11 protein-coding genes are annotated in these 12,245 nt (G+C 64.7%); 4 read left to right on the forward strand and 7 right to left on the reverse strand.

Features of this window, described 5'->3' with window-relative positions; all coding sequences use genetic code 11:
- Positions 1-7 precede the first annotated feature (7 nt).
- From J3474_RS20280 to J3474_RS20290, 3 genes are read right to left on the reverse strand one after another with little or no spacing between them, the layout of a single operon-like run.
- The gene (locus J3474_RS20280; RefSeq protein ID WP_207095388.1) at positions 8-973 is read right to left on the reverse strand and encodes a threonine/serine dehydratase; all 966 of its coding nucleotides are present in this window, start codon (positions 971-973) and stop codon (positions 8-10) included.
- Positions 974-988: 15 nt separating this feature from the next.
- A complete protein-coding gene (locus J3474_RS20285; protein WP_242528507.1) occupies positions 989-1,633 on the reverse strand; it encodes a class I SAM-dependent methyltransferase in 645 nt (214 codons plus the stop codon).
- Entirely contained in the window at positions 1,630-2,847 is a 1,218-nt protein-coding gene (locus J3474_RS20290; protein WP_207095389.1) for a DUF3419 family protein, read from the reverse strand. Before J3474_RS20290 ends, J3474_RS20285 begins: the two co-directional genes overlap by 4 nt.
- 217 nt (positions 2,848-3,064) lie before the next feature.
- On the opposite strand from J3474_RS20290, the gene J3474_RS20295 reads away from it, so the two are divergent.
- From J3474_RS20295 to J3474_RS20305, 3 genes are all read left to right on the forward strand, one after another.
- Positions 3,065-4,276 (forward strand): saccharopine dehydrogenase family protein, encoded by a 1,212-nt coding sequence (locus J3474_RS20295; RefSeq protein ID WP_007014834.1) that lies wholly within the window; start codon positions 3,065-3,067, stop codon positions 4,274-4,276.
- 131 nt (positions 4,277-4,407) lie between these two features.
- Positions 4,408-5,610: a carboxynorspermidine decarboxylase gene (locus J3474_RS20300; protein ID WP_207095390.1), complete on the forward strand. Its 1,203-nt coding sequence runs from the start codon at positions 4,408-4,410 to the stop codon at positions 5,608-5,610.
- A 368-nt stretch (positions 5,611-5,978) separates the two neighbouring features.
- Entirely contained in the window at positions 5,979-7,205 is a 1,227-nt protein-coding gene (locus J3474_RS20305; protein ID WP_007014837.1) for a type III PLP-dependent enzyme, read from the forward strand.
- 85 nt (positions 7,206-7,290) lie between these two features.
- On the opposite strand, the gene J3474_RS20310 is transcribed toward J3474_RS20305, so the two are convergent.
- From J3474_RS20310 to murI, 4 genes are all read right to left on the reverse strand, one after another.
- Entirely contained in the window at positions 7,291-8,391 is a 1,101-nt protein-coding gene (locus J3474_RS20310; RefSeq protein ID WP_207095391.1) for an NADH:flavin oxidoreductase/NADH oxidase, read from the reverse strand.
- Between the two features lie 192 nt (positions 8,392-8,583).
- Positions 8,584-9,798, reverse strand: coding sequence for a 5-aminolevulinate synthase (gene hemA / locus J3474_RS20315; RefSeq protein WP_207095392.1), 1,215 nt, complete (start codon positions 9,796-9,798; stop codon positions 8,584-8,586).
- A gap of 102 nt (positions 9,799-9,900) precedes the next feature.
- A complete protein-coding gene (locus J3474_RS20320) occupies positions 9,901-10,713 on the reverse strand; it encodes a hypothetical protein (protein WP_207095393.1) in 813 nt (270 codons plus the stop codon).
- Positions 10,710-11,555, reverse strand: coding sequence for a glutamate racemase (gene murI / locus J3474_RS20325; RefSeq protein ID WP_207095394.1), 846 nt, complete (start codon positions 11,553-11,555; stop codon positions 10,710-10,712). The genes J3474_RS20320 and murI overlap by 4 nt, the downstream gene beginning before the upstream one ends.
- A gap of 94 nt (positions 11,556-11,649) precedes the next feature.
- Between murI and plsY the strand changes: the two genes are divergently transcribed.
- Positions 11,650-12,237, forward strand: a complete 588-nt coding sequence (gene plsY / locus J3474_RS20330) for a glycerol-3-phosphate 1-O-acyltransferase PlsY (protein ID WP_207095395.1) — start codon at positions 11,650-11,652, stop codon at positions 12,235-12,237.
- The last annotated feature ends 8 nt before the right edge of the window (positions 12,238-12,245 follow it).

A 12,245-nucleotide genomic window follows, 5' to 3' on the forward strand; every position in this document is an offset into this window, starting at 1 on the left:
GAACTTGTCAATCGTTCCCGGCCAGTACCGAGGCAAAGCTCGCAGGATCGGTATTGCCGCCGGACAGCACGATGGCCGTGCGCTCCGCAAGCTCGACCTTGCCCGCCAGAACGGCGGCCAGCGCAGCCGCACCTCCCGGTTCGACGACGAGGCGCAGCCTCTGGAATGCAAGCCGCTGTGCGGCCCGAATTTCCGCTGGCGTCGCGATCAGGCCGAAGGGGCAGCGTGCTTTCAGAACCTCGAAATTGACCGGACGCGTCGCCGGGGTCTGCAGGGCATCGCAAGCGGTCGGCGGCGCATCGGGCGCAACGGGGAGGATCTTGCCCGCTGCCAGGCTGCGGCAGACATCGTCCCATCCTTCCGGTTCGACCGGGATCACGCGCGAATCGGGGCAGGCAAGGGCAAGGCCTGCGGCAAGTCCGCCGCCGCCGCAGGGGGTGACGATCAAATCGGGTGCGCCGTTCATTTGCCGGGCAATCTCGATGCCGACAGAGCCTTGCCCCTCGATGATCCACGGGTCGCCGAAGGCATGGACCAAGGTAGCACCGCGCTCGGCCGTCAGCCGTTCGGCCACTTCATCGCGGTCCTCGCCGCCAGGCCGGTCGTAGAGCACGACTTCGGCGCCGAGCGCACGCGTGTTGGCGAGCTTCACCTGCGGCGCGTCGATGGGCATGACGATGGTCGCGGCAATGCCCAGTTCACGGGCGGCCCAGGCGACACCCTGCGCGTGGTTGCCGCTCGATACGCCGATGACGCCGCATTTGCGTTCTTCTTCGGACAGCGCGGTCAGGCGGTGCCAGGCGCCGCGAATCTTGAACGCGCCGACAGGTTGCAGGCACTCGGCCTTGCACCAGATCCTTGTGCCCTCGACTTCGAGCGGGAGCAGGGGAGTCATGGGAAGGATTTCGCCGACCTTGCGCGCGGCGAGGCTCACGCCCTCGGCGGTCGGCTTGCGGGGGGATGCATTGCTCATCGCCGCGCTATAGTCTCAGCGCGAGATGTGCACCATCTGGTAATAGCCGAGCGGTCCGCGCAAGTGCTCCAGCCTGAGGTGCTTCTCGCGCGCAATTCGGGTGCAAACGGATTCCATCCCGGTGCGCGGGGTGACGTGGAAATGCGCGAGCCACTTGCGCAATCCCCCCGCGAGCGGCGCGGGCAGGCCGGCCAGATCTCCGAAGTCGACGACGCGCACGGAGCCGCCCGGGGCCAGTGCCGCAACCGCTTGCTCCAGAGTCGCTTCCCAGCCCGGGATCATCGAGAGCGCATAGGACAGGACGATGCGGTCGAAGCCCTCGCGCCCGAACAGGCCGCGCGCATCGAAACGGGAGGCATCGCCGAGGGCCAGCCGACCGGACAGGCCCAGCCGCTTGCGGGCGTTCTTGAGCATCTCGGCGGAAATATCGAGGCCGTGGCAGTGCACGCCGGGCCAGCGGCGGGCAATGAGCTGCAGGTTGCGTCCGGTGCCGCAGCCCAGCTCGAGCACGGCGTGACCGGCGCGGCATTCCAGCTCGTCGATCAGACGGTCGCGGCCGAACAGGTAGTACTTGCGCGTAAGGTCGTAGATGTGCCGCTGGCCGCGATAGACCCTGTCCATCAGTGCGGCATGGTCGGTCGCAGGTGTCGAGCCGGTCACGCGCGCAGCTCGTAGAGGTGCACGCCGCCGTAGATCGAGGAGCGGTCGGCCAGTGTCGCCGCCTGCGACTCCACCTCCCGGTATTCCCAGCGATCGAGGATGGCATCGGGCACACGGCCGGGCAGCAGCGAGGGCTCGGCGGCTGTGCGGAACAGTACGCGCGATTTCGGGCGGGCGGTGCGGGTGATCTGGCTCCACAGCTCGGCCAGTTGCGCATCGCTCATCCAGTCCTGCGCGTCGAGCAGGATGTAGCGGTCGTAGGAGGCATCGCCGGCTTCGGCGAGGACCTGGGTGAAATTGGCATGGCGCACGGTGAGCCGGTCGAGCCGCTCGCGCACGAGGGGCAGGTTGCCGCGCTGCAGGTAAGGGGGCAGGGGATGCTCCGCGCCGCGCCCATAGCCGCGCCCGAAAGCCTGCCAGGCGAAGTAGTTGTCGTTGACGGGGAAGTGGCAAGCCAGCTTCTCGAGCCGGGCGCGCAGGACGTCCGCCATGCGCTGCTCGCCGGCAAGGGCAGAGTATTGGGCGGGCGGAATGCCAAGGCCGAACAGCGATGCGGGGTGATTGGTCAGCCAGCGGACCAGGCGGCGTTCGAAGATGGGCGCGAAGCGTTCGTCGAAGACGCGGCGCTGGTCCTCGAGCGACCCTGCGCCGAGGATTTCGGCAGGATCGATCCGGTACAGCTTGGCAAGGATGTGGGCGAGGCCGATGAAATTGCCGAGCAGTCCGTGCTTGTAGATCCCGCGGGTGAAGGCACCGATCCGGCGGCGACCGACGAGATCGCGTCCTTCCCAGTAGCGCCGCGTCGCCTCGTCGAGATGGGGGGCGAGCAGCAGCGAGTAGGTTTCGACATTGGACGGATGATCGGCCTCGGCAATGAAGCGTCGCACGTTTGCATAGTCTGGCAGATGGCGCACGGCGGCGTGCTTGAGCTTGTTGAGAGCGATGTGCGCGGTGTTGAGGTCGACGCAGGTGATCGAGTGCGGGTTGGCCGTCAGGTAGCTCAATGCATTGCAGCCGCCGCTGGCGATGGTGATGATGCGGCTGTCGGGCCCGATCTTCAGCGCATCCATGTCTGCCACCGGGTCTTCCCAGATCTGGGCATAGACCAGACCCTTGAACGCCATCGCGAAAGCCTTGTCGAGCAGGCGGGAGAGGCGGGGGGATTCGTGGCGGACAACAGCCTTTTCGATGAGGGTCGAGGCACTCTTGGGCATCTGGATCAGTCCTTCGCCGCTGACGGTTTTGCGACCTTTGTGCGCCGCGCGTGACCGGGTGATGACGCGACGAAGGCAGTTTATGACAGCTCGACAATCGACATATCCGTGAACTTCGCAGGCGGATCGGCGTTGAGTTGTCACACAGGCATTCTATATGCGGCCCTTCGCACCTGTTCGTGCGCGCCCCGTCCGGGTGAATTGAAGGAGAAGATCGGTGAGCAAGGTTCTGGTGATCGGCGCAGGCGGCGTCGGCTCGGTCGCAGTCCACAAGATGGCGATGAACCCGAATATCTTCAGTGACATCCACCTCGCCAGCCGCACGGTCTCCAAGTGCGAGGCGATCGCGGAGTCGGTGAAGGAACGCACCGGCGTCACGATCGGCACTTACGCCATCGACGCCGACGACGTGGAGGCCACTTCGGCGCTCATCCGCTCGATCGGTCCCGAGCTCGTCGTCAATCTCGCGCTGCCCTATCAGGACCTGGCGATCATGGACGCCTGCCTGGCGACCGGCGTCAATTACATGGACACGGCGAACTACGAGCCCAAGGACGTGGCGAAGTTCGAGTACCGCTGGCAGTGGGAATACCAGGACCGCTTCAAGGAGGCAGGACTCATGGCGCTGCTCGGTTCGGGCTTCGATCCGGGCGTTACCAGCGTTTTTGCGATGTGGCTCAAGAAGCACAAGCTCAAGACGATCCGCACGCTCGACATTCTCGACTGCAACGGCGGCGATCACGGCCAGGCCTTCGCAACCAATTTCAACCCGGAAATCAACATCCGCGAAGTGACTGCGCCCGCGCGCCACTGGGAAAACGGCGAATTCGTCGAGACTCCCGCGATGGGCGTGAAACAGTCGTTCGACTTCGAAGCTGTCGGCCCGAAGAACATGTACATGATGTACCACGAGGAACTGGAAAGCCTTGCGAAGTTCATCCCCGAGATGGAGCGCGCACGCTTCTGGATGACTTTCGGCGACGAGTACATCAAGCACCTGACCGTGCTGCAGAACGTGGGCATGACCCGCATCGATCCGGTCATCTACAACGGTGTCGAGATCGTCCCGCTGCAGTTCCTCAAGGCGGTTCTGCCCGAGCCGGCCTCGCTCGGCCCGACGACCAGGGGCAAGACCAACATCGGCGATATCGCGACAGGCGAGGCACTCGACGGATCGGGTGAGAAGACGTTCTACATCAAGAACATCTGCGACCATGAGGACGCCTACGAGGAAACCGGCAACCAGGCGGTGAGCTATACAACCGGCGTTCCGGCGATGATCGGCGCTGCCATGATGCTGACCGGCGCCTGGAAAGGTGAGGGCGTGTTCAACATGGAGCAGTTCGACCCCGATCCGTTCATGGCGATGCTCAACGAGCACGGTCTGCCGTGGACCTGCGAGGAACTGGCCGAACCGCTGCCGTTCTGAGGCTGTCTGGAGGAAATCGTTCCGGTTTCCTCCGTCATCCCCGCTCGGACGGGGATCGCGCTTGTTTTCCCCGCGGCGATGAAGCGGGGCCCTGCCTGTGCGGGGGCGACGGTGATGTTGGGGTTTGAGTGATGGAAACCAGAGCCGGTGATCCGGGCGCATTCGCCCAATTCGACCTGTCGCGCGTCGACAGTCCCAGCTTCGTCGTCGACGCGGCGAAGCTGCGCGACAACTTGCGCGTGCTCTCCGAGGTCGGCGAGCAGTCGGGCGCAAAAGTGCTCTCGGCGCTCAAGGCGTTCTCGATGTGGTCGACCGCCCCGATCATCGGCGAGTACCTCGACGGCGTGTGCACCTCGGGCCTGTGGGAAGCGCGGCTGGCCTCCGAGTTCTACGACGGGGAGATCGCGACCTACTGCGCGGCCTACAAGCCCGACGATCTCGACGAGATCCTGCGCCTTTCGGATCACGTGATCTTCAATTCGCCCCAGCAGATCGAACGGTGCTGGCCGATCATCGAAGCCGCCCGTGCCCGTGGCGAGGATTTCGATATCGGGCTTCGCATCAATCCACTCCACCCCGAGGGCGAAGTGCCCCGCTACGATCCGTGCGCGCCGCATTCGCGCCTGGGTTTCCCGATCGACCAGCTGACAGAAGAGCATGTCGAGTTGATCGACGGCGTGCACATGCACACCTTGTGCGAGCAGGATTTCGAACCGCTCCACCGCACCTGGGACAAGGCATTCGATTATCTCGAGCCTTATTTCGGCCAGTTCAAGTGGATCAACATCGGCGGCGGCCATCACATCACCCGCGCCGACTACCAGCGCGAGGAACTCGTCGAGTTCCTGCGCGACATGGCCGAGGACACCGGCGCGGAAATCTATCTTGAACCGGGCGAGGCGGTCGCTCTCGACGCGGGCATCCTCGTCGGCACGATCCTCGATGTGGGCTTCAACGGCATGCCGGTTGCGATCACCGATATCTCTGCGACCTGCCACATGCCCGATGTAATCGAGGCACCCTATCGCCCCGCGATGCTGGGTGAGGTGCCCATCGAGGGCGACGACCTCGTCGACGAGGCGCAAGGGGGCAGGGTACGCCTTGGCGGACCGTCCTGCCTCGCGGGCGACGTGATCGGCGACTATGTGCTTCCGGTCGAGGCCAAGCCGGGCGAGCGCTTCGCCTTTCTCGACCAGGCGCACTACTCGATGGTCAAGACAACCACCTTCAACGGGGTACCGCTGCCCTCGATCTGGCTGTGGGATTCGGAAACGGATTCGCTCGAGTGCGTCCGCAAGTTCGCATACGAGGATTTCCGCGACCGCTTGAGTTGAAGGGCTTAGGTGAGTAGGGGCCTTTCGTCTCAATGCAGGCGCGATCGGGCCCCTTGGCGGCGAGTCGCCGGGACCTTCTTGTGAGCGCTGGCGTTGTTATTGGTGTGAGGGGCGGTTCTGCCGCCCCGGGTTTGCATTTTTCCGAGTGGAGAGATTTCTGGGTAACATACGGAAATCACAGGAGATAGTCACCGGGAACCACCCTGCTGAGCAGGGCTGGAAACCCTATGTGACGTTTTTGTGAACCTTCCGGATTTTCACTTGCGATTCATCACCGCAGGCTTATATCCCGCCCCTCGCTGCCCCATGGGGACTTCCAAACCGCAAGGCAGCTTTGACGCTAACACACCGATTGGGGGTCCCTTGAGTTGCTCGAACATCCTGACGCACCGGCTGTAGTTCGCGCCCTCGCGCCTGACGAACCCGTTATCCTGAACCGCCCGCACGCTGCTGCGCGCGCTGCCCGCTTCTTTGCAACGAAGTTTCCGGGCAAGTCGCTCTATGCGGTGAAGGCGAACCCGTCCCCGGATCTCGTACAGATCCTGTGGGACAACGGCATCACGCATTACGATGTCGCCTCGATTGCCGAGGTGCGCATGGTTCGCGGCGTCCTGCCCACGGCAACGCTGTGCTTCATGCACCCGGTCAAGACCGCGAGCGCCATTCGTGAGGCCTATCGCGTTCATGGCGTGCGCACTTTCAGCCTCGATACGCAGGAGGAACTGGAAAAGATCCTCGCCGCGACTGCCGACGATGAAGGCAATCTCGCCGCCGACCTGCGCCTCTGCGTGCGCCTGCGCGTCTCGTCCGAATATTCGGAGCTGAGCCTGGCCTCGAAGTTCGGCATCGACCTGGCCGATGCCGCGCCGCTGCTGCAGGCGACCCGCCAGGTCGCCGACTGGCTCGGCGTCTGCTTCCACGTGGGTTCGCAGGCCATGACGCCTTTCGCTTATGTCCAGGCGCTGGAGCGCGCGCGTGCCGCGATTGCCGATGCCGGCGTTGTCATCGACATGATCGATGTCGGCGGTGGGTTCCCGTCGAGCTATCCGGGCATGGAGCCGCCGCCGCTCGAGGACTACTTCGCGATCATCCACCGCCACTTCGAGGCGCTGCCGATTGCCTACAACGCCGAGCTTTGGTGCGAGCCGGGCCGGGCGCTGTCGGCCGAGTACAACTCGCTGATCGTCAAGGTCGAGAAGCGTCGCGGCGATGAACTTTACATCAACGATGGTGCCTATGGCGCTCTCTACGATGCCGCGCACGTCGCCTGGCGCTTCCCGGTGCGGCACCTTCCGCGCGGTGGCAGCAACGACAATGCGGCCATCGACGTTGCCGAAATGCAGGAATTCTCGTTCTATGGCCCGACCTGCGACGATGCCGACTTCATGGAGGGCCCCTTCATGCTGCCGGCGGAAATCAAGGCGGGTGACTGGATCGAGGTGGGCATGCTCGGCGCTTACGGCGCGGCCATGCGCACTGCCTTCAATGGTTTCGGCCAGGGCGATGTCGTGACCGTATCGGACGAGCCGATGGCGAGCCTGTACACCGGCCGCAAGGATCCGCGCGTTTCGGACAACGTCGTCTCGCTGCGCTGACCGGCACGGCACAGACCGGAATTTGAAAAGCCCACCGCAGCGATGCTGCGGTGGGCTTTCTCGTTTCAGGCCTTGCTGGGGTCGGTCAGTCCTGTTCGAACAGGTCCTTGTAGGTACGCGGCTGGCAGCGCAGGTACTGCGGCGCGGCCTTGACCTGCGCGCCCAGCTTTGCAGCAGCGTGCCAGGGCCAGCGCGGATCGTAGAGGATCGTGCGGGCAATCGCGATCATGTCGGCGTCACCGGTGGCGACAATGGCCTCGGCTTGTTCCGGCTCGGTGATCAGGCCGACGGCGATGACCGGTATCGAAACCGCTTCCTTGACCTTTCGTGCCAGCGGGACCTGGTAGTTGGGGCCGACCGGGATCTTCTGTTCGGGATGGAGGCCGCCGCTGGAGACGTGGATGGCGGCGCAGCCGCGCGCTTCCAGTGCGCGGGCGAAGGCGGCGGTCTGCTCGGCATCCCAGCCGCCGTCGACCCAGTCGGTGCCCGACACGCGCACGGTCACGGGCTTATCGGCCGGTAAGGCCGCGCGCACGGCGTCGTAGATTTCGAGGGGGAAGCGCATCCGGTTTTCCAGGTTGCCGCCGTAATCGTCGTCGCGATGGTTGGAGAGCGGCGAAAGGAACTGGTGGAGCAAGTAGCCATGCGCGGCGTGGATCTGGATGGCTTCGATGCCCAGGCGCGCTGCGCGGCGCGCGGAATCGGCAAAGGCATCGCGGATGCGGGCAAGACCGGCTTCGTCGAGCGCTTCGGGCGGATTTTCATGCGGCTGGAACGGCACCGCAGAAGCGGAGAGGGTCTGCCAGCCGTTCTGCTCGCCCGGCGCGAGTTGTGCGCCGCCATCCCAGGGGCGCGCCGTGCTGGCCTTGCGGCCGGCATGGGCAAGCTGGAGCGCGATCGGCATGTCCGACCAGCGTCGCACACTCTCAAGAACCTTGCCCATGGCCGCTTCAGTCTGATCGTCCCAAAGGCCGACGTCGGCATAGGAGATGCGTCCCTCGGGCGTGACCGCTGCAGCCTCGATGGTCAGGATTCCTGCGCCTGACTGGGCAAGCGTGCCAAGGTGAACGGTGTGCCAGTCGGTCATCCGCCCGTCCTCGGCGGAGTACTGGCACATCGGCGCGATGACGATGCGGTTGGCGAGGGTGAGATTGCCGACCTGAATTGGCTCGAAAAGCTTTGTCATGTCATTCCTCATGATCGTGTCGCCGCCGGGGGGGGAGGGGATGATGCGCCTCGCGGGGACGGGCGCGCAGCCGCGACGGGCAGAACTTGGGGATTGGCCGGGCCGCAAAAAAGGGCTCCGCCGCCTGAGCGGGGAGCCCTGAGGAGTAGAAATTGTTGCAGGCGCCAAAGTGAGCCTGACCATGCCTGAAAATCAGGCGGCCAGCTTCATCTCCATGCGCTCCCAGATCTCGACCAGCGCGTTGGTCAGGTCGCGCATCATGGCCTCGGTATGGGCAGGGCCCGGGGTGAAGCGCAGTCGCTCGGTGCCGCGCGGCACTGTCGGGAAGTTGATCGGTTGGACATAGGCGCCGTACTCGGCAAGCAGGATGTCGCTGATTTTCTTGGCCTTGACCGGATCGCCCACCATCAGCGGGACGATGTGCGTGGTCGAGTCCATCACCGGCAGGCCGGCGTCGCGGAACATCTGCTTGAGCATGCCGGCCGAACGCTGCTGGCCTTCGCGTTCCTCGTTCGAACTCTTGAGGTGCTTCACCGAAGCCAGCACGCCCGCGACCAGAACCGGCGAGAGTGAGGTGGTGAAGATGAAGCCCGGGGCATAGGAGCGGATGCAGTCGATGATCTTGGTGTCGGCCGCGATGTAGCCGCCCATGACGCCGAACGCCTTGCCCAGCGTGCCCTCGATGATGTCGATGCGGTGGGCTGCCTCGTCGCGGTCTGTGATGCCGCCGCCGCGCGGGCCGTACATGCCGACCGCGTGAACTTCGTCGATGTAGGTGAGGGCGTTGTACTTGTCGGCAAGGTCGCAGATCGCGTGGATCGGCGCGACGTCGCCGTCCATCGAGTAGACCGACTCGAACGCGATCAGCTTGGGCAATGCGGGATCGGTTTCAGCCAGGAGTTCCTCGAGGTGTTCGAGGTCGTTGTGGCGGAAGACCTTCTTATCGCAGCCGGAATTGCGGATCCCTGCGATCATGCTGGCATGATTGAGCTCGTCCGAGAAGATGACGCAGCCGGGCAGCAACTTGGCCAGCGTCGAGAGCGTGGCGTCGTTCGAGACGTAGCCGGACGTGAACAGCAGCGCGCCCTGCTTGCCGTGCAGGTCGGCCAGTTCGCTCTCAAGCTCGATGTGATAGTGCGTGTTGCCGCCGATATTGCGGGTTCCGCCCGATCCGGCGCCGACGTCCTGCAGCGCCCCTTCCATCGCTTCGATGACCTTGGGGTGCTGGCCCATGGCGAGGTAGTCGTTCGAGCACCAGACCGTGATCGGCTTCGGGCCATTGTGACCGGCGAAGCACCGCGCGTTGGGGTAGGCCCCCTTGTTGCGCAGGATGTCGATGAAGACACGGTAGCGGCCTTCAGAGTGCAGGCGTTCGATGGCCTGGTCGAAAATGTGCTCGTAGTTCACGTAGGCGGTGTCCTGCGTTACCTCTGCGGGGCCTTTTACCCTAAAGACGGCGGCCGTTTACATTATACTTCGGTGCATGACCAGTCAGATGTCTCATTCACCTTAATCCGCAAATCCGCGCTTTACCGAGGTAAGGACTGACGGTTCATGGCCCGAGATGACGGTCATATGGGGAGCGGCTCGTGCCAGGGCATTGATCGTCATCAACCAGGAGACGATTTCCTTGCGCTCCTGCGGACGCAGGTAGCTGGTGACGATGCGCGCCGGCGGCAGCACTTCCTTCCAGCTGCTGTCGATCATCGCGGCGTCCCCGGTGAAGAGGAATTCGCGCCCGTTTGCGAGGCGGGCGTAGATCATGTTCGAACCGATGGTGAGGCCGGGGAGCGGAATGACGACGACGCCCGGCGCCACCGCATGCGGCTCGCCGGTTTGGGCCATTGGCATCGCCCGGGCGCGGGGCAGGCTGAAGCCGTCATTGCCGTTATGCAGCGGGTGATCGACCAGAAGCAGGGACAGGCTGGCGTTCTTTGCCGCGTTGTCGATCCGGCGCTCGGCCATATGATCGAACTCGCGGACATTGTACTGCTCGGCTGCGGCGGGCGTCGTGCCGCCGTCGATGGTGATCGGACCTTTGCCCGGAACGATAAGCTCATAGGCCCGCAGCGCCGAGCGGGCAGGGCGCAGGCCTGTGCCTGCCGCCAGCTTGTTGCTCAGGATGTAGCGATAGCCAAGCTGCTCGTATTTCACAGCGGTCGGCTTCTGGCCCGGCATGCTCTCCGCGAGAGAGCGCAGCTGCGCGATCGAAAGCCCCTTCGGCATGGCGCCGTCACGGTCCGCGTCGAGCTGGAACCAGTAGTAGGGCAGGCCGACAATCAGGATCAGTGCGATAAGAAGCAGGTTCAGCCTTGGAGTCAAAATTTTCCGCCCTCGATCAGCCCAAAGTTCGCCAGCGCTTCGCGATATGCGCCCGGCGTGCCTTCCGGTCCGGTGAAGAGCGCCCGGTCGGGTACCTGGCGAGTGCATGCCTGTTCGTCAGTGAGCCGCGCGATCTGGCGCGCGATACCTGCGGCCCCATGCACGAAGCGCACGTTCGGCCCGAAGACTTCGGCCAGCTCGATCCTGAGCAGTGGAAAGTGCGTACAGGCGAGAACGACGGTGTCGATCCGCTCGCCATCGGGCCTTGATCGCAGGGCCTCGCAGGCCTCCCGGATGATTCTCATGTCCACCGGCTCGCCGCGCAGCTTCGCTTCGGCTGCCTCGACGAGACCCGGAGCGCCATGGCGCAGCAGGATCTTGTCGGCGGCGAATTCGTGCTCGAGCCGGTCGACGTAGGCCTGCCGGATCGTCGCTTCGGTGCCCAGCAGGCCGATCACGCCGCTGCGCGTCATGGCCGCAGCCGGCTTGATCGCCGGAACGGTGCCCACGATCGGAACCTCGAGCACGTCGCGAACCATGCCCAGGGCGATCGTCGAGGCGGTGTTGCAGGCGATGCATACGAGTCGGGGCTTGAAGCGCTCCGTCATGCGGCCGAGCAATCCGGCGACGCGGGCGGCGACTTGCGCCTCGCTCTTGGTGCCATATGGCAGGCCGGCCGTGTCCGCCGCGTAGATCACCGGCATGGCGGGCTGGAGCTTGCGCACTTCCTCCAGCACCGTGAGGCCACCAACCCCCGAGTCGAACAGGAGAATCGGAGCCGACGGGTCGTTGCTGGCCCGGTCTCCTGCGGTCTGCCCATTGGTGGAACTATCGGAGGACATCATTTTTCCCTGAACCTTGCGACCTGTTAACCGCTGCCATGACGAAAGAGCAACTAGGCTTCGCCATTCCAGAGCAAACCGCTAAGGGAGGCGCATGCAGTGGATATTCGCTTTGGCACTGGGCTACGCGCTCGGCTCCGTACCCTTTGGCCTCGTCATCACCCGGATTGCCGGTGCGGGCGACTTGCGCTCGATCGGTTCGGGCAACATCGGCGCAACCAACGTGCTGCGCACCGGACGCAAGGGGCTGGCTGCGGCCACCCTCCTGCTAGACCTGCTCAAGGGCCTTGCCGCGGTGCTGATCGCCGCGGCGCTGTGGCCGGCATCGGTCTGGCTGGCTGCACTCGGCGCATTTCTGGGGCACTGTTTCCCGGTGTGGCTGAAGTTTCGCGGCGGCAAGGGCGTCGCGACGACGGCGGGCATTGCCTTCGGCCTCGCCTGGCCGGTGGGCCTTGCCTATGCCTTGACCTGGATCGGCCTGCTCCTGACCGTGAAGATTTCTTCTGTCGCGGGCATGACGGCGGCCGTGGTCGCTCCGCTGGTGGCCCTGGCGCTGGGGCACCAGGACGCCGCGCTCGTCCTCGCCGTCATCGCTGCGATCGTGCTGTTCCAGCACCGCGAGAACATCGCGCGGCTTCGCGCCGGAACCGAGCCCAGGGTGGGCGGCAGCAAGAAGCCCTGACGGGGGCC

Origin of the sequence: Novosphingobium sp. PY1 (assembly GCF_017312445.1) — a bacterium.
Lineage (GTDB): Bacteria > Pseudomonadota > Alphaproteobacteria > Sphingomonadales > Sphingomonadaceae > Novosphingobium.